This is a genomic window from Cyanobium usitatum str. Tous (genome assembly GCF_963920485.1).
Classification (GTDB): Bacteria; Cyanobacteriota; Cyanobacteriia; order PCC-6307; family Cyanobiaceae; genus Cyanobium_A; species Cyanobium_A usitatum_A.
Map to the genome: position 1 here is coordinate 1,764,135 of NZ_OY986431.1, position 17,815 is coordinate 1,781,949.

General features: G+C 62.0%; 21 protein-coding genes, 1 tRNA gene, 1 other RNA gene and 1 pseudogene. 16 read left to right on the forward strand and 8 right to left on the reverse strand.

The window, feature by feature from the left end:
• Positions 1–32 precede the first annotated feature (32 nt).
• The 4 genes from U9970_RS09415 to ftsZ all read left to right on the forward strand — a co-directional run bounded on the left by U9970_RS09415 (position 33) and on the right by ftsZ (position 3,637).
• Positions 33–1,130, forward strand: a complete 1,098-nt coding sequence (locus U9970_RS09415; RefSeq protein WP_322764014.1) for a D-alanine--D-alanine ligase family protein — start codon at positions 33–35, stop codon at positions 1,128–1,130.
• A complete protein-coding gene (locus U9970_RS09420) occupies positions 1,127–1,537 on the forward strand; it encodes a hypothetical protein (RefSeq protein ID WP_322764015.1) in 411 nt (136 codons plus the stop codon). Before U9970_RS09415 ends, U9970_RS09420 begins: the two co-directional genes overlap by 4 nt.
• A gap of 22 nt (positions 1,538–1,559) precedes the next feature.
• Entirely contained in the window at positions 1,560–2,378 is an 819-nt protein-coding gene (locus U9970_RS09425; protein WP_322764016.1) for a cell division protein FtsQ/DivIB, read from the forward strand.
• A gap of 77 nt (positions 2,379–2,455) precedes the next feature.
• Positions 2,456–3,637 carry a cell division protein FtsZ gene (gene ftsZ, locus U9970_RS09430; protein ID WP_322764017.1) on the forward strand — a complete coding sequence of 394 codons (1,182 nt, stop codon included), beginning with the start codon at positions 2,456–2,458 and terminating at the stop codon, positions 3,635–3,637.
• An 18-nt stretch (positions 3,638–3,655) separates the two neighbouring features.
• On the opposite strand, the gene ffs is transcribed toward ftsZ, so the two are convergent.
• Positions 3,656–3,752: signal recognition particle sRNA small type (gene ffs / locus U9970_RS09435), an RNA gene on the reverse strand.
• Positions 3,753–3,797: 45 nt separating this feature from the next.
• Here ffs and panB point away from each other — a divergent pair.
• Positions 3,798–4,637 carry a 3-methyl-2-oxobutanoate hydroxymethyltransferase gene (gene panB / locus U9970_RS09440; protein WP_322766096.1) on the forward strand — a complete coding sequence of 280 codons (840 nt, stop codon included), beginning with the start codon at positions 3,798–3,800 and terminating at the stop codon, positions 4,635–4,637.
• Here panB and hemW read toward each other — a convergent pair.
• A pseudogene (gene hemW, locus U9970_RS09445) lies at positions 4,531–5,823 on the reverse strand (radical SAM family heme chaperone HemW); the annotation flags it as partial. The gene panB and the pseudogene hemW sit on opposite strands and share 107 nt — an antisense overlap.
• Positions 5,824–5,943: 120 nt before the next feature.
• Here hemW and U9970_RS09450 point away from each other — a divergent pair.
• From U9970_RS09450 to U9970_RS09475, 6 genes are read left to right on the forward strand one after another with little or no spacing between them, the layout of a single operon-like run.
• Positions 5,944–7,098, forward strand: coding sequence for a PIN/TRAM domain-containing protein (locus U9970_RS09450; RefSeq protein ID WP_322764018.1), 1,155 nt, complete (start codon positions 5,944–5,946; stop codon positions 7,096–7,098).
• A 30-nt stretch (positions 7,099–7,128) separates the two neighbouring features.
• Positions 7,129–7,815: an ATP-dependent Clp protease proteolytic subunit gene (locus U9970_RS09455; protein ID WP_254941879.1), complete on the forward strand. Its 687-nt coding sequence runs from the start codon at positions 7,129–7,131 to the stop codon at positions 7,813–7,815.
• A gap of 47 nt (positions 7,816–7,862) precedes the next feature.
• Positions 7,863–8,465 carry an ATP-dependent Clp protease proteolytic subunit gene (locus tag U9970_RS09460; RefSeq protein ID WP_322764019.1) on the forward strand — a complete coding sequence of 201 codons (603 nt, stop codon included), beginning with the start codon at positions 7,863–7,865 and terminating at the stop codon, positions 8,463–8,465.
• Between the two features lie 46 nt (positions 8,466–8,511).
• Entirely contained in the window at positions 8,512–9,507 is a 996-nt protein-coding gene (gene ilvC / locus U9970_RS09465; protein ID WP_322764020.1) for a ketol-acid reductoisomerase, read from the forward strand.
• Positions 9,508–9,554: 47 nt separating this feature from the next.
• Positions 9,555–10,514 (forward strand): CobD/CbiB family cobalamin biosynthesis protein, encoded by a 960-nt coding sequence (locus tag U9970_RS09470; RefSeq protein ID WP_322764021.1) that lies wholly within the window; start codon positions 9,555–9,557, stop codon positions 10,512–10,514.
• 49 nt (positions 10,515–10,563) lie between these two features.
• Positions 10,564–10,806 carry a hypothetical protein gene (locus U9970_RS09475; RefSeq protein ID WP_254935882.1) on the forward strand — a complete coding sequence of 81 codons (243 nt, stop codon included), beginning with the start codon at positions 10,564–10,566 and terminating at the stop codon, positions 10,804–10,806.
• Here the strand turns inward: U9970_RS09475 and U9970_RS09480 are convergent.
• Positions 10,777–11,103 carry a YciI family protein gene (locus U9970_RS09480; RefSeq protein WP_322764022.1) on the reverse strand — a complete coding sequence of 109 codons (327 nt, stop codon included), beginning with the start codon at positions 11,101–11,103 and terminating at the stop codon, positions 10,777–10,779. The two genes, U9970_RS09475 and U9970_RS09480, sit on opposite strands and share 30 nt — an antisense overlap.
• A gap of 3 nt (positions 11,104–11,106) precedes the next feature.
• Positions 11,107–11,253, reverse strand: coding sequence for a DUF2256 domain-containing protein (locus U9970_RS09485; RefSeq protein WP_322764023.1), 147 nt, complete (start codon positions 11,251–11,253; stop codon positions 11,107–11,109).
• Between the two features lie 122 nt (positions 11,254–11,375).
• On the opposite strand from U9970_RS09485, the gene U9970_RS09490 reads away from it, so the two are divergent.
• The gene (locus U9970_RS09490; protein WP_322764024.1) at positions 11,376–11,675 is read left to right on the forward strand and encodes a hypothetical protein; all 300 of its coding nucleotides are present in this window, start codon (positions 11,376–11,378) and stop codon (positions 11,673–11,675) included.
• 407 nt (positions 11,676–12,082) lie between these two features.
• On the opposite strand, the gene U9970_RS09495 is transcribed toward U9970_RS09490, so the two are convergent.
• A complete protein-coding gene (locus tag U9970_RS09495) occupies positions 12,083–12,304 on the reverse strand; it encodes a hypothetical protein (RefSeq protein WP_322764025.1) in 222 nt (73 codons plus the stop codon).
• Positions 12,305–12,404: 100 nt separating this feature from the next.
• Between U9970_RS09495 and U9970_RS09500 the strand changes: the two genes are divergently transcribed.
• From U9970_RS09500 to U9970_RS09510, 3 genes are all read left to right on the forward strand, one after another.
• Positions 12,405–12,866 (forward strand): hypothetical protein, encoded by a 462-nt coding sequence (locus tag U9970_RS09500; protein WP_322764026.1) that lies wholly within the window; start codon positions 12,405–12,407, stop codon positions 12,864–12,866.
• A 598-nt stretch (positions 12,867–13,464) separates the two neighbouring features.
• A complete protein-coding gene (locus tag U9970_RS09505; protein WP_322764027.1) occupies positions 13,465–13,773 on the forward strand; it encodes a hypothetical protein in 309 nt (102 codons plus the stop codon).
• 341 nt (positions 13,774–14,114) lie between these two features.
• Positions 14,115–14,768, forward strand: coding sequence for a class I SAM-dependent methyltransferase (locus tag U9970_RS09510; RefSeq protein ID WP_322764028.1), 654 nt, complete (start codon positions 14,115–14,117; stop codon positions 14,766–14,768).
• Position 14,769: 1 nt separating this feature from the next.
• Here the strand turns inward: U9970_RS09510 and U9970_RS09515 are convergent, their stop codons facing one another.
• Complete coding sequence (locus tag U9970_RS09515) at positions 14,770–15,021, reverse strand: helix-turn-helix domain-containing protein (protein ID WP_322764029.1); 252 nt, start codon at positions 15,019–15,021, stop codon at positions 14,770–14,772.
• Between the two features lie 518 nt (positions 15,022–15,539).
• On the opposite strand from U9970_RS09515, the gene U9970_RS09520 reads away from it, so the two are divergent.
• Positions 15,540–15,674 (forward strand): hypothetical protein, encoded by a 135-nt coding sequence (locus U9970_RS09520; RefSeq protein WP_322764030.1) that lies wholly within the window; start codon positions 15,540–15,542, stop codon positions 15,672–15,674.
• 63 nt (positions 15,675–15,737) lie between these two features.
• Here U9970_RS09520 and U9970_RS09525 read toward each other — a convergent pair.
• Both U9970_RS09525 and U9970_RS09530 read right to left on the reverse strand, forming a co-directional pair.
• Positions 15,738–15,822 (reverse strand) — tRNA-Ser (locus U9970_RS09525).
• Positions 15,823–15,858: 36 nt separating this feature from the next.
• Positions 15,859–17,775 (reverse strand): ComEC/Rec2 family competence protein, encoded by a 1,917-nt coding sequence (locus U9970_RS09530; protein WP_322764031.1) that lies wholly within the window; start codon positions 17,773–17,775, stop codon positions 15,859–15,861.
• Positions 17,776–17,815 lie beyond the last annotated feature (40 nt).

The window sequence follows — 17,815 nt, forward strand, 5'->3', positions numbered from 1 at the left end:
TTTTGGGCCCCCTGGGCCGCGTACCGGCTGGCATGACTCCCACCCCCATCGCCGTTGGTCTGATCTTTGGGGGAGCCTCCGGCGAACACGCCGTGTCAATCCGTTCCGCCGCCACGGTGGCTGCCGCCGTGCGGGATGCCGAAAACGCGTCTTCATACGCGCTGCATTGCTTCTACATCGACCCCGAAGGGCGCTGGTGGGGAGCTGAGTTGGCCGATGCTGTGCTGCGCCAGGGCAGCCCGGCCCGGCCCGAGCAACTGCCCCAACCGCTGCCGCCGCCTGGATTTCGGGGCTTACCCCCAGGCGCCCTGGAGATTGATGTGTGGCTGCCGGTGCTGCACGGCCCCAACGGCGAAGACGGCACGATCCAGGGGCTATTCACCCTGATGCAGGTTCCCTATGTGGGTTCGGGGGTGCTGGGCTCGGCGGTGGGCATGGATAAGCAGGCGATGAAGGCCGCCTTCGCCGCCGCCGGCCTGCCCCAGGTGCCCTATGCCTGCGTGTCGGCCAGCGCGGTGGCGAGCGGCGGTACAGCCCTGCTCGACCAGCTGGAGAGCCAGCTCGGCTACCCCTGCTTCGTTAAACCCGCCAACCTGGGCTCTTCAGTGGGCATCAGTAAGGCCACTGATCGGCCCAGCCTGCAGGCCGGACTAAAGCTTGCGGCCGCCCTTGATCCGCGGCTGGTGGTGGAGCAGGGGGTCACGGCCCGGGAATTGGAATGCGCCGTGCGGGGCGGCGGCCACCAGCCCCTGCAGGCCTCGGTGCTGGGCGAAATCTGCTTTGAAGCTGATTGGTACGACTACGACACCAAATACAGCGAGGGCAAAAGCCACACCGTGATCCCGGCGCTGGTGCCAGAGGCGGTGGCTGAACGCTGCCGGGCCATGGCGATCGAGGCCTGTGAGGCAGTTGGTGCCATGGGGCTTTCGCGGGTTGACTTCTTCTTCTGCGAAGCCAGCGGCGAGCTGTGGCTCAACGAGATCAACACCCTGCCGGGCTTTACCAGCCAGAGCATGTACCCGATGCTCTGGGCCGCCACCGGTGTGACGCTGCCCACCTTGGTGCGCGAATTGATTGAAGGGGCCCGAGAATGGCACTTGCAAGTTTTCAGCGGAGGCCCTTCGACATGAGTCACGGCCTGCTTTGGCTGCCACTGCTTTTGGTGTTCGTGCTGCTCACCGCCTTGGGCTGGCTCGAGCGACGGCGGCAGCGCTTGTTTCGCGAATGGGCCGAGGGCTCCGAGCTCGCCAAGCTCGACAGCTGCGGCGGCGCCCGGCTGGTGGATGGCCTGCTGAGTTGGTGCTCCTTCGAAGCCGGCCAGCTCAAGCAGGACGACTTTTTTGTGATTAAGCAGCTCGAATTGGTTGAGCTGCTGTCGCTGGGTTCGGGCGAGGCGCCCCTCACCGAGGAGAGCCAGGGGGCTTGCCGCCTGCGCCTAGTGGGAGGTGGCGAACAAAAAGACCTGCCCTTCGCCGATGCGGAGCGGGCCCGCCGCTGGATCGCTGAGCTGATGTCCCGCTCGCGCTGCGAGCTGTGAGACAGGAGTGGAACCTGTTGCGGTGAGTACCACCCCTGCCCCACCTGGATCGGAGCGACGGCGCCAACTGCGCCAGCAGCGGCAGCGAGAGCGACTGCGCAATCTTTGGCGTTTTCTTGTGCTGCTAGCCCTCGCCGGCGGCCTGGGCTACGGCCTGCTGCGCCAGGGCTGGGTGCTAACCGGCCCCGACCAGGTGGAGGTGGTGGGCAGCCAGCAGGTGGGAACCGACCAGGTGGTGCAAGCCATCCGGCTGACCTTTCCCCAACCCCTGCTGGGCCTGCACCCCAAACGCATCGCCGAGTCGCTGGCCAGTGCCCTGCCGGTGGAACAGGTGCAGGTCAGTCGGCTGATGGCACCGCCGCGGCTGCGGGTTGAACTGGTCGACCGCCAGGCGGTAGCCCGGGCCCAGCGACGCACCTCCAAGGGAAGCGAGCAGGGCTATGTCGATCGACTCGGCCACTGGATGAGCATGGGCCAGGGCCAGAGGGCCGCGGCCAAAGCCAGTGCCGGCTTGCTGGTGCTGGGTTGGCAGGCCCGCTACCGCCCGGCCCTCGCCCTGGTGCTCGAACAACGGGGGCGGCTTGGTGGCGACATCAGCCAGATCCGCTTTGAACCAGACAGCAGCCTCTGGCTGCAGAGCAAGCGGCTCGGCAAGGTGCGCCTCGGGCCGGCTGATGCCCAGCTGGAGCGGCGCCTGGAGGTGCTGGAGCACCTGCAACAGGAACTGCCGGCAAAGGTGAAGGGGCGCCAGCTGCAATCCATCGATCTCAGCGATCCGGAACAACCTGAACTGGGACTGCCTTTCACCCCTAGCCGGGCGGCCGCAGTCAGTTCGCCGTGAGGAATCCAGCAGAGATGCGCCAGGAAACCCGTAAAGGTGAGAAACTCGCCTAATACAGGCATGCAAACGTTGTCATAATGCAGCCGCAGATTGATCGCACCGCCTCTCCCGATGCCGCAATGCCTGAAAGCTTTTCCCAATACAACGGTGTCCAGCCTGTGAACGAACCGTCCTTGGGGGGTGCGTCTGGCGAAATCGTACCGAGCCAGTCGGCACGCATCGAAGTGATCGGGGTCGGCGGTGGCGGCAGCAATGCGGTGAACCGGATGATTGCCTCCGACCTCCAGGGTGTGGGCTACCGGGTGCTTAATACGGACGCCCAGGCGCTGCTGCAGTCGGCATCGCAGAAGCGCATCCAGCTCGGACAAAAACTGACTCGCGGCCTGGGTGCCGGCGGTAATCCGGTAATCGGCCAAAAGGCTGCGGAAGAGTCCCGGGCCGAACTGCAGGAATCGCTTCAGGGTGCCGACCTTGTTTTCATCGCCGCTGGCATGGGTGGCGGCACCGGCACCGGCGCTGCACCAATCCTTGCCGAGGTCGCCAAAGAAGTTGGCGCCCTCACCGTAGGCATCGTCACCAAGCCCTTCGGGTTTGAAGGTCGCAAGCGGCTGCGTCAGGCTGAAGAGGGCATTGCCCGGCTGGCCGAAAGCGTGGACACCTTGATCGTGATCCCCAACGATCGCCTGCGCGATGCCATTGCCGGTGCCCCCCTGCAAGAGGCCTTCCGCGCCGCCGATGACGTGCTGCGGATGGGCGTTAAGGGCATCAGCGACATCATCACCAGGCCTGGCTTGGTGAACGTCGACTTCGCCGACGTGCGCTCGGTGATGGCTGGCGCCGGCACCGCCCTGCTCGGCATCGGTGTGGGCTCAGGCCGCTCCCGCGCCCTTGAGGCGGCTCAGGCGGCGATGAGCAGCCCCCTGCTGGAATCGGCCCGCATCGACGGTGCCAAGGGTTGTGTGATCAATATCAGCGGCGGCAAAGACATGACCCTCGAGGACATGACCACCGCCTCTGAAGTGATCTACGAGGTTGTCGATCCTGACGCCAACATCATTGTGGGTGCCGTGGTGGATGAACGCCTCGAGGGAGAAATCCATGTGACCGTGATCGCCACCGGCTTTGAGAGCGGCGCCCCTTACCGCACCGAGCGCACCGTGGTCAGCTTTGCCGGCACCCCCCTGTTCAGAAGCAACCAGGAGGAACGGGGCGCCAAAATTCCGACCTTCCTGCTCAACCGCCAGAGCCAGGACAGCTAGCTAGCGGTTTGTGATTGGGGTGACCCGGATTCCACGCCTGCCCTGAGCATCCCGTGTGGCTGCTCCCTTCCGGTCCTGACCAGATTTGGGCGTCGGAGCCGCATGGGTCCGAGTCGATTAGATGTTAGCAATGGCATCCCTCGCACCGAAGCCCGTGCCCCTGCGCCCCGCTGATCTGGCGAGCCGCAAGCGGGCTGGCCTGCCGATCACGATGCTTACGGCCTGGGATGCCCTCTCGGGCGCTCTGGTGGCCGAGGCCGGCGCTGATGCGGTGCTGGTGGGTGATTCCCTGGCGATGACCGTGCTGGGCCACGCCACCACGCTGCCGGTGACCCTCGAGGAGATGCTGCACCACACCCGGGCCACGGCCCGCGGCCTAGCCAGCAGCTGCAGCCCGGAGCAGATGCCCCTGCTTATTTGTGATCTGCCCTTCCTCAGCTACCAGTGCAGCCCAGACGACGCGGTAGCCGCCGCCGGCCGGGTGCTCAAGGAAACCCCCGCCGCCGCCGTGAAACTTGAAGGCGCCGAGCCTGAAACCCTGGCCGTGATCGACCGGTTGGTGCGCAGCGGCATCCCGGTGATGGGCCACATCGGCCTGATTCCCCAGTCGGTGCATCGGCTGGGCTACCGCCGCCAGGGCAACGATGAGGTCAGCCGCGAGCGGCTGCGGCGCCAAGGCCTGGCCCTGCAGGCAGCGGGTTGCTTCGCCCTGGTGCTTGAACACGTGCCCGCCGAGCTGGGCGCCTTGCTGCAACAGGAATTGGATCTGCCGGTGATTGGCATTGGCGCCGGCGAGGGCTGTGATGGCCAGGTTCGGGTCACGGCAGACCTGCTGGGGCTCACCAGCCGCCAGCCCCCCTTCAGCTCGCCACTGCTGCAGGGTCGGGCCCTGGGGGTGGCAGCGCTGCAGGGCTGGATCGCCAGCCAGCGGCACCCTGCCCAGGCAACTGCTGCTGCTCCTGCCACCAAGCCAGTAGCTCCCGCAGCACCCCATTGCTGAGGGCCAGGCCAGCTGGATCGCTGAGTCGCCAGCGGGGCCCCTCAATCCGCAGCAGCCCCTCACTGGTCCACAGCTCCAGGCGGCCGCGCAAGGCCGCAAGCGCCTCTGGCCCCAGCCCCACCTGGGCCAGCAGGGCGGGCATGGAAACCCCCTCGCGGCGGCGCAACCCCACCAGCAAGCGCTCATCCAGCGGCATGCCTGGGCAAGCCGGGCCAGGGCTAGCGGGCGGCGAGCCCGGCTGGGCCAACCAGTCGGCGTAGGCCTCGCGGGTGCGCGGCCGGGCCAGCCGCTCACCCCAGGGTGCCGCGGTGGCTCCCATCCCAAAGCCCCACCAGCCGGCGCCGCTCCAGTAGACGCGGTTGTGGCGAGAGGCGTGTCCGGGGAGGGCGTAGTTGGAGATCTCGTAGTGGCCGTAGCCAGCGGCGCTGAGCTCGGCCCAGGTGAGTTCCATCAAGTCGGCGCCCAGGTCGGCATCGGGGAGCTGCAGCTGGCCGCGATCGTGACGCTGGGCAAACACGGTGCCGGGCTCCAAGGTGAGGTCGTAGACGGAGAGGTGGGGCGGTGCCAGGGCAATCGCTTGGCGCAGTTGGTGGCGCCACTGGCCCAGGTCCTGACCCGGCAGCCCCTGGATCAGATCCAGGCTCCAGCTGCTGAGGGCCCCTCCGGCCAGGGCTTGGGCCAGCCAGCCGGCGGCCTCCAGCAGGTCCGCGCCGCGGTGGCGGCGACCCAGGCCGGCGAGCACGGCATCGTCAAAGCTCTGGCCACCCAAGCTCACCCGGTTTACCCCGGCCTGCAGATAGCCCGCCAGGCGATCCTGGTCAAAACTGGCTGGATCAAGCTCCAGGCTGATCTCAGCTCCGGGAGCCAAGCCAAACCGGCAGCTCAGAGCCGCCAGCAGGGCCTCCAGCTGGGAAGGCGTCAGCAGCGAGGGCGTGCCGCCACCGAAATAAACCGTGGACAGCGGTGGGCCGGGGGGCGAGGCGGCAATCTCCTGCAGCAGCAGGCTGAGGTAGGCCGCAATCGAGGCCGACCCCGGCGCCGGCGCTTCGCCGCTGGCACGGTCGCCAAGGGGCACCACAGGAAAGTCGCAATAAAAGCAACGCCGGTGACAAAAAGGGATGTGCAAATAGGCACTGCGCGGCGGCCAGGGCTGGGCGACTGCCGGGCCTGGAACCCCTTCTGGGATTGAAACTGGATGGGGAAATTGGGCAGTCACAACGACAAGTGCGGAAACCCCTTCAGGCCAAGGGCACCGAAATCAGGCATGCTGCAGGCCAGATCAGCTGGGTAGCCACGCACGACGGGAATGGTGAACTCCCTCATCCTGATCCTGTTTGTGATCTCTGGCGCTGCCGCCGGCTGGCTGGGGGTAGACCTGCTACCCGAGCAGCTGCTGCTGCAGGTGGACAAGCCAGAAGGGCTGCGCACGGTGCTGGGCGGCTTCGGTTCCTTCTTTGGAGTGATCGCTGGAGTTTTCTTCCAGCAGCTGCGGCGCAAGCTGATGCAGCAGGTGCGCACCATGCCCACCGATCTGCTGGTAAGCCGCGCCGTGGGTCTGATCCTCGGCCTGCTGGTGGCCAACTTGCTGCTTGCGCCGATCCTGCTGCTGCCCCTGCCCTGGGAGGTGATCTTCGTCAAACCGCTGGCGGCGGTGGTGAGCAACGTCTTTTTCGGCGTATCTGGCTACAACCTGGCCGAAGTCCATGGCCGCACCCTGCTGCGCCTGTTTAACCCCAGCAGCACGGAGGCGATGTTGGTGGCCGATGGGGTGCTGCAACCGGCCAGCGCCAAGATCCTCGACACCAGCGTGATCATTGATGGCCGCATCCGCGGACTGCTCGCCTCAGGGCTGCTGGAGGGCCAGGTGATCGTGGCCCAGAGCGTGATCGATGAGCTGCAGGCCCTGGCCGACTCTGGCAACGCCGAGAAGCGCGGCCGGGGCCGCCGCGGCCTCAAGCTGCTGAGCGAGCTGCGCGAGCAGTACGGCCGGCGCCTAGTGGTCAACATCACCCGCTACGAGGGCAACGGCGTTGACGACAAGCTGCTGCTGCTCACCGCCGACACCGGCGGCACCTTGCTCACCGCCGACTACAACCTGGCCAAGGTGGCTGAGGTGAAAGAGCTCAAGGTGCTCAACCTCAGCGAGCTGGTGATCGCCCTGCGGCCCGAGGTGCAGCCTGGCGACGAGCTGCTGCTCAAGATTGCCCGCGATGGCAAGGAGGCCGATCAGGGCGTGGGCTACCTCGACGACGGCACCATGGTGGTGGTGGAAGGCGCCCGGGGCCGCATTGGCGAGCGCCTGCCAGTGGTGGTCACCGGAGCCCTGCAAAACCCAACGGGCCGGATCGTTTTCGCCCGGGGCGACGGAGCCCCAGCCGAGTCCAATGGGGAAGCCACCGCCAAGCGCAAACCACGGCAAGAACGCAGCAAGGCCAATCCGCAGGCGGACGGCCCCCGCTAGGCTCCGGACACCTGCTTCCATTAACCGCGGATGTCGGTTTCAGCCCCCTACTACGGCGATTCCGCGGCCATGCGCACGCCGCCGCCCGATCTGCCCAGCCTGCTGCTGAAGGAGCGGATCGTCTATCTGGGCTTGCCCCTGTTCAGCGACGACGACGCCAAGCGCCAAATGGGCATTGACGTCACCGAGCTGATCATTGCCCAGCTGCTCTACCTGGAGTTTGACAACCCGGAGAAGCCGATTTTCTTCTACATCAACTCCACCGGCACCAGCTGGTACACCGGCGACGCCGTTGGCTTTGAAACCGAAGCCTTCGCCATCGCCGACACGCTCCGCTACGTGAAGCCGCCGGTGCACACCATCTGCATCGGCCAGGCGATGGGCACCGCAGCCATGATCCTCAGCGCTGGCACCAAGGGCCACCGGGCCGCCCTGCCCCACGCCTCGATCGTGCTGCACCAGCCCCGCAGCGGCGCCCGCGGCCAGGCCACCGACATCCAGATCCGGGCCCAGGAGGTGCTGCACAACAAGCGCACTCTGCTGGAGATGCTTTCTCTCAACACCGGTAAATCGGTGGAGCAGCTATCCCGCGATTCCGATCGCATGACCTACTTCACCGCTGAAGAAGCCAAGGAGTACGGACTGATCGATCGGGTACTGACCAGCCAAAAAGACCTTCCAACCGCTCCGCCGGCCACGGCAGCCGGCCTGGGCTGAGCCGCCCTCAGGCACCCCGCCCTCCACCGACCACCCCAACCAAACCCATGCCCATCGGCACCCCCAGCGTTCCCTACCGCCTGCCCGGCAGCCAATACGAGCGCTGGGTTGACATCTACACCCGGCTGGGCGTGGAGCGCATTCTCTTCCTCGGCTCGGAGGTCACCGATGCGGTGGCCAACGCCCTGGTGGCCCAGATGCTCTATCTGGATTCGGAAGACAATTCAAAACCGATTTACCTGTACATCAACTCCCCCGGCGGCTCGGTGACCGCGGGCCTGGCGATCTACGACACCATGCAGTACGTCAAGAGCGACGTGGTGACGATCTGCGTCGGCCTGGCCGCCTCGATGGGCGCCTTCCTGCTGGGCGCCGGCACCAAAGGCAAGCGGTTGGCCCTGCCCCACAGCCGGATCATGATTCACCAGCCCCTGGGCGGCACTAGCCAGCGCCAGGCCAGTGACATCGAGATTGAGGCGAAGGAAATCCTGCGCATGAAGGACATGCTCAACCACTCGATGGCTGACATGACCGGCCAGTCTTTCGAGAAGATCGAGAAGGACACCGACCGCGACTACTTCCTCAGCGCCGCAGAGGCCAAGGAGTATGGCCTGATCGACCGGGTGATAGCCAACCCCAGTGAGGCCTGAAGGTCGTTTGCGTAAACTCGTCTTTGGATCTGCCTAGACAGCCCGGATGGCCAAGCTTTACTACGACACCGACGCCGACCTCTCCCTGCTGAACGGCAAGACGGTTGCCATCATTGGCTACGGCTCCCAAGGCCATGCCCACGCCCTGAACCTCAAGGACAGCGGCGTCAACGTCGTAGTTGGGCTCTACGAAGGCAGCCGCTCGGCCGAGAAGGCCAGGGCCGATGGCCTGGAAGTGCTAAGCGTCGCCGACGCCTGCGCCAAGGCCGACTGGATCATGGTGCTGCTGCCCGATGAGTTCCAGAAGGCCGTCTACGACAAGGAGATCGCACCGCACCTCAGCGCCGGCAAGGTACTGAGCTTCGCCCACGGCTTCAACATCCGCTTCGAGCTGATCAAACCCCCGGCCGATGTGGACGTGGTGATGATCGCCCCCAAAGGCCCCGGCCACACCGTGCGCTGGGAATACCAGAACGGCATGGGTGTGCCGGCCCTGTTTGCAATTGAGCAGGATGCCTCTGGCCACGCCCGCGAGCTGGCCATGGCCTATGCCAAAGGGATCGGCGGCACCAGAGCTGGAATCCTGGAGACCAACTTCAAAGAAGAGACCGAAACCGACCTCTTCGGTGAGCAGGCCGTGCTGTGCGGCGGCCTCTCCGAGCTGGTCAAAGCCGGCTTCGAGACCCTGGTGGAAGCGGGCTATCAGCCCGAGCTGGCCTACTTCGAGTGCCTGCACGAGGTGAAGCTGATCGTCGATCTGATGGTGAAAGGCGGCCTGACGGCCATGCGCGATTCGATCTCCAATACCGCCGAATACGGCGACTACGTGAGCGGCCCGCGCCTGATCACCGCCGACACCAAAGCGGAGATGAAGCGCATCCTCACCGACATCCAGGACGGCACCTTCGCCCGCAACTTCGTGGCCGAGTGCGATGCCGGCAAGCCTGAGATGACCAAGATCCGCGAGCGCGATGCCCAGCATCCGATCGAGCAGGTGGGCACGGGCCTGCGCTCGATGTTCAGCTGGCTGAAGGCGGCCTGATCCAGCCCCTGCTGCTGGTTGCCCTCGCCTGCGGCCTCGATCGCCTGGTGGGGGACCCGCGCTGGTGCCCCCATCCAGTGGTGGTAATGGGCTGGTGGATCAGCATGCTGCGCCGCGGCGCTGAAGCCTGGGCGGGCACAAGAGCCTGGAAGCTGCGGTTGGCGGGGGGCTTAATCACGCTGGTGTTGGTGGGCGGCAGCGGCCTGGCCGGCTGGGCCGTGGAGCAGCTGGCCCCCACGCCCCTGCTGGTGGTGGCCTTGGCCAGCGCCCTGGCCGGCCGCAGCCTCGAGCAGGCGGTGGTTGGGGTGCTGAAAGCTCTCCCTAATTCCGAACAGCCTGTACAGAACCAGGCAGGCCAGGCCCTCCAGCCTGCCCGCCAGGCCCTTGCCTGGATAGTGGGCCGCGACACGGCCGATCTAGACGCCCCGGAAATCCTGCGAGCCCTGGCAGAAACGGCCAGCGAGAACGGCGTGGACGGTCTGTTTGCGCCACTGTTTTGGATGCTGCTGGGGGCTGGGCTGTGGAACCTCAACCCCGCATGGCCCGGCCCCCTGGCCCTGACCTGGGGCTTCAAGGCGGCCAGCACGCTCGATTCGATGCTTGGCTACCGGCGCGGCCGGCTGCGCTGGCTGGGCACGGCCGGCGCCCGGCTAGACGACCTACTGGTTTGGCTGCCCTGCCGGCTGGTGGCGATGAGCCTGCCGCTGGCGGCTGGCCAGCCCGGCCGCTGCCTCGGGGTGCTGGCAGCGGCCCGGCGCGATGGCGCCGCCGACCCCTCACCCAATGCGGGCCTATCCCAGGCCGCCTATGCCCACGTCATCGGAGTGCGGCTGGGAGGCAGCAATAGCTATGGCGGCCAAATACGCCAAAAGCCCCTGCTGGCAGCTGGCCTGCCGGCACCAGATCAGGCCGCGGTGCTGCAAATGCTGCAACTGAATCGGCGGCTTGAGTTGCTGTGGCTCACCGCAGCCGCGGCGGGGGCGTTCATCACGAAAACTCTCAGCTGATTGCCGCCGCCAAAGCCCCTGCCGAAGCTGCGCGCAGATCACTGAGACCATGGCGATTCGCGAGCTGCTCGAAGATGCCCTCAAGGAGCCGAACATCGGCCTGACCCCTTGCTTTCGCTGGCACGCCACGCCTGTGGGAATTGCAGCCCTGTGGCAGGCCGGGGCAGCGCCCACTGCTCCTCCCTACGAGGATGCCCTCAAGGAAGGTCTGCAGGTTGGGCTCGATCTAAGTCGCGAAGAGCGGGAGTTTCACCAGCTCAATTCAGGCTTGGTGTTGCTGTTTCACAGCTAGGTCTGCTGGCGGAAACACCAGGGCCCATTGATGCAGCGTCCAGCTGACGCATCCCTGGACGATCAGCGGATCTGTTCGAACAAGGGCATCGGCCTCTTCCCAACTGGCGGCCCTAAACAGCAACATGCCGCCAGCCCCATCGCCACTGCGGCCGACCCGATCGGCCCAATAACCGCTGCGGGGCTCATGGCCCTTGCGCTCCAGCTCTGCCAGCCAGGCCAGGTGGGCTGGGATCACCGCGTCGAATTGGGGCTTGGAAACCAGACCCAGCTCAAGCTTCACAAAGGTAGGCCTCATCCTCTAAACCCCCTTGGCGCTGCGCTGCCGGCGGCACCTTTCCGAGCAGTAGCGCACCTCATCCCAAACATCCTTCCACTTGCGCCGCCACTGGAAAGATCGCTCACAGACAGGGCAGATTTTGGTGGGGCGATTCTCGTGGTGAGGCATCTCCAGGGGCTGGGCGCAGATCAGCGATGGGAAATTTAGGCAACTGAAGCCAAACCCAGATCAGGGAAACCACAAAAAGCGACCAAACCATAGTAAGATTATGAAGATTTCATAAGGCAGTCATGTTGTTGAGTTTCTTTGGATTCTTATTTGCCGCCCTTTCGTTTGTTCAAGTTCCCCAATGGGACAACGACTGGACAAAATGCTCGGTTGCAGTCCCAGACACCGCCTGCCATTGGTATGTGGTCAACCCCGACAACACATTTGGCAAAGGATTCAGCTGGATCACCGCCCCTGAGTACGACGTAACGGCCTTAAGGGATATCGGCCTCCAACACGAAGTGACCGTAGCCCAGGGCTTTCAAACGACCGTAGAGCTGATGAATGCATCTACCGAAGTCAAGTACGGCGACAACTACTAAAGCCAAAATCAAAGCAGAGCCAAAACGAACTAGCGCAGCATCAAGCTGCCGGCTACTTATTTTCTTAAGGCCAAGGGATGTGCCGAAATCCCCTTCCGGCGGCTTATGGGGTTAGGGTTTGAAGACAATAAATCAGTCGTCCTTGCACCAGGGTGGCCTCAATACCCTGCCATGGACTCTTCAATTCTGTTTGCCTTAAACTGGAATTCGCTCGGAGAGCTAGCCACCGAAGACCTTGAGTACGTGCTCAATTCAATGGCCCATGCCATGGATTCAGGCAAAGAAGAATTCAGTTCGCTATACAGCAAAGTGAATATCTGTGCATGAGCCGCAAAATCAATAGCAATTAGTTGTCAAGCCCTGAATTAGGGTATGGGCAACATGCAAAGTCTAAAAATACAGGAATATCACTTTTGACGCTTTAAGCAATTGGCGAGGTTCTCCTTGGCTATTGCCAGTGCCTCCGTACAGGTCTCCTTGTCGTCCTTATCAATATCGCCCTGCTCGCCACGAAGACGCTGTTCCAGAAAATCAATTTCCTCCTGCCAGTGCTCAGTGCCCATATCAAAGACAGGCCGCTCCCCATCATTGGCATCGTCGTCGATCAAAGAGAAATCGTCGTCCCTCATCATAAGTAGTGATGGAAATCAACCCAAGGATGCCGCAGGAAGCAGGAAAGGGAAATCCCCTTAATTCACTGCCACACTGCAACCACCCGACCAAGCAGCAATGAACGAACAGCCAGGCGCTCCAAAGCAGTTCGGAAGTCGCCTTGATGAGGAGACGATTGAAGAAAATAGGGAACTTCTTGGCAAAATTGGTAGCGATAGCATCTCAGAGGCAGCTGAAATCAAAGGAAGCATATACTTCTATACCAATACTTGCGTCGACGGCCAGCAAAACAAAGAAGAATTAATTGACGACCCGACAGCGCTAGATGCTGCGATTAAAAATCTTACAGTAGAGATAAAATACGAACATAAGCACCATCGATGGGCCGCCCAGCTGCCTCACGCATTAAAAATATTGGAGTTTGCTGCAGCACGCTTAAGGCTAAATAACAATATCTCGCCCGACAATATAGGCATTAATGCTGAGCTAAGGTGGCGGGACGAGAAAGACTTTGAAAATATCATTCATCTTACTCAAAGCAAAGGCAATGCCGAATGGCAGGTATCACGATTTGCCTGATGGAATCATGGTATTGCAGTAACCAGATCCAGTAGCAAAGACGCTCTTCATCAAGTGCTCAAGCGAAGGGAGAGGAGCGGGTCGTCAGCGACGGGAGAGAAACTTCCGCCCACTTCCTCGACCTATGGACGGGTCGAACTCCGCCATAGAGGGGTATTTGAGTCAGGCAGAGGCATGGAGCGCGAGCAGTAGCAAGGTTTGTTCACAAAAAAATCCCTGGCGTGTTCGACTCCACCAGGGACATGCTTCCCGTCGCTCATCACGACCTGCATAGGCTATTAGGCATTTACACTCACGGCATGGCGTGATTACCGCAGGTGTTCATGCGGACACACTCAAGGCGCCTCACCCAGCCACAGAACACCACTGGCTCAGATGTTCCCTTGAGGAATCAGAATCTGGTGGAGCGGCAGCGTCTTTTGGAGGCGTGACCTGGCTCGACCGTTGAGCGATGGGGAGTTCCGCAAATCGCTGGAACGTATCTGGGCGAAAGGAAAGCGCTTGCAAACCATAATATCTTAAAAAAGTTTTAAATGGTATTCCTGGCAACATGAGAAGGAAGGGTTGGACAGGGGCGCCTGTTAACTTAAACTAAAAGATGGCCCTTTACCAGTGGATTACTTGCATAGAGCATGTCGATGTGAATCGGCAACTTCTTATATGCCTGCAGGAAAATAATCTAGAACTAGACCCAGAATTCTCTAGCCGCAAGATCATCTATGCCAGGGACGGCAACAAAAGCAAGTGCGCCTGGAATACACGAGTAGATATCATTATATCTCCCAATAATGGCATGACGGATGAATATGTAGTTGAGGTAAGAAGTTCTGAACCGATGCTCAAAAAAGGAACGCGATGCGAAGAAGTCGCCACTCTGCTCAAAACTGTAATTCCGCCGAAATCATAAGATGCGCCACACAATAAAGAGCTGGGACGCCGCCTCGCCTCCGCTGAAACCCTAGGGATGGGCGCTTAATTTAATTAATCAACTTGTGGATTAAAATCACCTCCAACCAGTTCTAAATCCCAAAATCTGTCAGCGACCTTTGGAGGCGAGATCAGGCAAAACGCTGAGCGATAAAGGGTTCCGCAAAACACTAGATCGGATCTGGAAGAAGGAACAGCGGTAGAGTGAGCGGCGCAATGGTTGCTCAGGCGACTGGGAGGAAAGGTCTCAAGTCAGCCGAAGACGAAAGCATGGAATCATCCTAAGTGCTAAATTAATGACTCAGAATTGACCAACTTTTTATGAGTTTTGAATTTGGCGATCCAGATATTTTTGATAAGATTTACGAGAATTCATACTGGGGCAAGGGTTCTGGGGGCGGAAGCTCCCCTGAAGCAACTGAACCCTACAAAATATTCCTCGAAGGCTTCATTCGTCAACATGATATTAAATCCATCATTGACCTCGGCTGCGGTGATTGGCAGTTTTCCCAGTTTTTAGACTTTGGCGGCGCAACATATATTGGCGTCGATGCCTCTAAAAATGTAATCGCAGATAATCAGCGTTCATTCTCGCGGCCAGGGGTCTCCTTTGCAAATCTTCCAGATAGCTATAGCGAGCTCCCCTCCGCCGACCTACTAGTTTGCAAAGACGTACTGATGCATTTAGACACAAAGAAAGTTCAAGATGTTCTATCAATTCTTCCAAGCTTCAAATACGCGCTGATTACTAATGACATTCCTTGCCTATCTGCTTTCGGGAGAGTTCTTCAAAAGATGCGCAAACCATTTTCGCCCGTAATCAACAAAGAAATAAAAACAGGAGACTACAGAACCCTTGACCCGACTCAACCCCCATTCAACCTCAAGATGAAAAAGGTATTCGAATGGAAGGGCAATAATCTAATACTTGGCAAAAACTGTGATTGGAAAAAGAGAACTTATTTGCATCAGTAATTCAATCGTCAACAACCTCCAACAAATCCTCAATCCTGCAATCCAACACCGTCACCACCTTCCCCGCCAGATCCAAAGAAAGTGCTGACGCCGCTTTCTGATCGTTCCGTGCCAGTCGGGTAATTGTGGTTGCCGCCACTCCTGCCGCCACTGCCAAGGCATTCATCGTGATTGCCTTCTCGCCCGCCACAGCACGACGCATATTTGCCTTAGCAATTGCCTTGGCAAGGGTCAGACGAACTTGCTTTGCCATAAAAAGCACTATAGCTCAAGCGCCATAGCAGGGCAAATAAGCACGTATTACTTATACTTCTGTACTTAGCGCAGGAAATAGAGTGTCAGGCACCAAGCTTAAGCACTGCTTGAACCACCACAAATCCCACCAGGGCAACCAAGGCAAGAAGCGATGGGAAACCAGTTGTAACCATACCGACTCCGCTTACAACACCATTTCTAAAGCAATTCTAAATAGAGGTGTGTCGCAAGAAGCACAGGTCAATGCCAGCCGACTTCTCCGCCACTCAGTAGCCGATCAACCGCTGGAGACGGTTGCCATGGGGGTGACAGCATCACCGGATGCTGTCGAACTAATTACCAGATAATTGCTTTTGAGTATCAAACGCACAATATTGGTGATTTGAGACAGTAATTTCAGTGTTGAGCGGGAAGAAACTCAAAGCAGTTCGCCCCTCCAACCCCTTTTCCCAGAAACCCACAGAGGTTCAAACCGATGCTCCCAAGCAATTCGGTATCCGCCTCAGTGAGGCCACGATGAAACTGGTATCCGAAATCCAGCATCACCGCCAGCGCACCAATCAACCCATCACCCTCGCTTCCATCGTGGAAGACGCCATTCAGTGTCACTACAACCGATTGGTGAATGAGGGTGTCATCAAAAACGACTGATGACTCCACCAATCCCCTTGAGATCTAGGGGAATTTTGCAATCTGCCGGAAAACTTGTAAAAGCGGAGAGGGTGGGATTCGAACCCACGGAAGGTTTCCCTTCAAACGATTTCGAGTCGTTCGCTTTCGACCACTCAGCCACCTCTCCAAAGACCCGCTGGGCCAACAACACTCTAAGGATCGGTCAGCCGAGGGCGGCCTGCAGGTATCCACTGGGACCGCTGGCTGCCCAGGCCGCTGGCAAGCCGGCCGGGATGGTGCCACTGAACCAGAGCCGCTTGGCGCCAAGCTCCTTGAGGTAGCGGCGCTCGCGGGCGGAGGGCGCAAAACCCAGCCAGACGCCATCAAGCCGGCCGCGCTGCACGCTGGGCTGCCGCCAGGCCCAGAGCGCCTGGCGGTCGGGCAACAGCAGCCAGCGCCAGCGGCCCAGCTGCAGCTGGATGGCCCGGCTCTCGATCGCCACCGGTGCGGCGCTAAGCCCAGGGCTAGCCAGCCTTTGACCAGGCTGAAACGGCAAACTGCCATCGGCACTGGCCAGCACCAGGCCCGCCTGCCCCTGCCAGCAGTGCGGCTGCTCGGGCGCCAGCGGATCTAGCAGTAGGGCCCAGTCGTAGCGCTGCACCCCCAGGCCCCGGGCCAGCTGGCTGGCCTGGCTGCAACTGAAGCCATCACCAGAACTGCTCACCAGCACCGCCCGGCCCTGGTGCCGCGCCACCAGCAGATCCAGCCTTCCCTGGTGCACCAGCAACAACTGGTCGGCACTTAGCAATCTGAACTGCACCGCCACCACCAACGCAAACAGGGCAGCACCCAGCAGGCGCCAGCGCCGGGCCAGGGCAGGCCAGACCAGGGCCAGCAGCGCCACAGTGAAGAGCAGCACCAGGCCCGGGGCGGGGCGTCCCAATTGCCACTGGGCCATGGGCAGCGCCGCAAACAGCTTGACCACCGCCACCAACACATTGGAGAGCCAGGCCACGGGCGCGGTGACCAGCGGTAGCAGCGGCGGCAGTATCACCGCCAGGCAGGCCAGGGCCATCGCCCCCAGGGTGAGGGGTGTGAGCAGGGGCGCCACCACCAAATTGGCCGGCACCGCATAAAGGGGCACCACGCCGAAGTGCAGCAGCTGCAGCGGCAGGGTGTAGAGCGAAGCCGCCAGCGGCACCGCCGTGGCCACGGCCAACCAACCCGGCAGCCAGCGGCGCAGGCCCAGCTCCAGCGGCCGGGCCGACACCACCAGCGCAGCAGTCGCCACAACGCTGAGCTGGAAGCCCACATCGAGCAGCCAGTCGGGCCGCGCCAGCAGCAACACCAGGGCACTGGCGGCCAGGATGCCCAGGGGCCTGCCGCGGTAGCCGCACTCCACAATCCCCAGGGCCAGGGCCCCCATCAGCACCGCCCTGAGCACCGAGGGCTGGGGGCCGGCCAGCAGCACAAACAGGCCCATCGCCGCCGCCGCCAAGGTGAGCCGCCCCAGCCGCGGCAAGCGCTTGCCCAGGGGCAGCACCACGCCCAGCAGCACCGACAAATGGAAGCCGGAAGCCGCCAGGGCATGGGATAGCCCGGCTGCTCGAAAGGCCTCGCGCAGCTCCGCCGGCACGGGCACCACGGCGCTACCAAGCACCAGGGCAGCCAGCACGCTGCCGTTGTTTGGGCCGGCATGCTGCACGAGCGCCTGGGCCATGCGGCGGCGCAGGTCTGCCACCGGCGTTGGCGCACGCTGCAGCACCTCAAAATCCTGCACCTGCAGCTGGCTGAAACTTCCCTGGCGCGCCAGTCGCTCTGCCGGTGCGGCCAGCAGCGGATGGGGCGACACCTGGGGGCGCCGCAAGCGGCCCTGCACCTGCAGGCGCCAACCCTGCTGCAGCTCCGGGCACTGGCCGAAGCGCAGTTCGGTGCGGCCCACGGGCAGCTGCAGCAGGGCCCGGCAGCCATCACCGCTAGGCACCGGATCACTGAGCAGGGTGCCCCGCAGCGTCAGCTCCAGCGGGCCAGCTGCTGCCTGGAGTTGAAGCACTGGATCACCAGCCGCCGGCTGGAGCGGCGTGAAGGCCAGCCAGCCCACCCGCAGCAGCAGCAGCAGGGCCAAAAGCAGGCCCCACAAAAGCGGCTTCAGGCGCAGCCTGGCTGCGCCGGCAGTGTTC

Coding starts and splice junctions, on each gene's coding strand:
- U9970_RS09415 (WP_322764014.1), top strand. CDS start 33: ATGACTCCCACCCCCATCGCCGTTGGTCTGATCTTTGGGGGAGCCTCC.
- U9970_RS09420 (WP_322764015.1), top strand. CDS start 1,127: ATGAGTCACGGCCTGCTTTGGCTGCCACTGCTTTTGGTGTTCGTGCTG.
- ftsZ (WP_322764017.1), top strand. CDS start 2,456: ATGCAGCCGCAGATTGATCGCACCGCCTCTCCCGATGCCGCAATGCCT.
- U9970_RS09450 (WP_322764018.1), top strand. CDS start 5,944: ATGGTGAACTCCCTCATCCTGATCCTGTTTGTGATCTCTGGCGCTGCC.
- U9970_RS09455 (WP_254941879.1), top strand. CDS start 7,129: ATGTCGGTTTCAGCCCCCTACTACGGCGATTCCGCGGCCATGCGCACG.
- U9970_RS09460 (WP_322764019.1), top strand. CDS start 7,863: ATGCCCATCGGCACCCCCAGCGTTCCCTACCGCCTGCCCGGCAGCCAA.
- ilvC (WP_322764020.1), top strand. CDS start 8,512: ATGGCCAAGCTTTACTACGACACCGACGCCGACCTCTCCCTGCTGAAC.
- U9970_RS09475 (WP_254935882.1), top strand. CDS start 10,564: ATGGCGATTCGCGAGCTGCTCGAAGATGCCCTCAAGGAGCCGAACATC.
- U9970_RS09480 (WP_322764022.1), bottom strand. CDS start 11,103: ATGAGGCCTACCTTTGTGAAGCTTGAGCTGGGTCTGGTTTCCAAGCCC.
- U9970_RS09485 (WP_322764023.1), bottom strand. CDS start 11,253: ATGCCTCACCACGAGAATCGCCCCACCAAAATCTGCCCTGTCTGTGAG.
- U9970_RS09490 (WP_322764024.1), top strand. CDS start 11,376: ATGTTGTTGAGTTTCTTTGGATTCTTATTTGCCGCCCTTTCGTTTGTT.
- U9970_RS09495 (WP_322764025.1), bottom strand. CDS start 12,304: ATGAGGGACGACGATTTCTCTTTGATCGACGACGATGCCAATGATGGG.
- U9970_RS09500 (WP_322764026.1), top strand. CDS start 12,405: ATGAACGAACAGCCAGGCGCTCCAAAGCAGTTCGGAAGTCGCCTTGAT.
- U9970_RS09505 (WP_322764027.1), top strand. CDS start 13,465: ATGGCCCTTTACCAGTGGATTACTTGCATAGAGCATGTCGATGTGAAT.
- U9970_RS09510 (WP_322764028.1), top strand. CDS start 14,115: ATGAGTTTTGAATTTGGCGATCCAGATATTTTTGATAAGATTTACGAG.
- U9970_RS09515 (WP_322764029.1), bottom strand. CDS start 15,021: ATGGCAAAGCAAGTTCGTCTGACCCTTGCCAAGGCAATTGCTAAGGCA.
- U9970_RS09520 (WP_322764030.1), top strand. CDS start 15,540: ATGAAACTGGTATCCGAAATCCAGCATCACCGCCAGCGCACCAATCAA.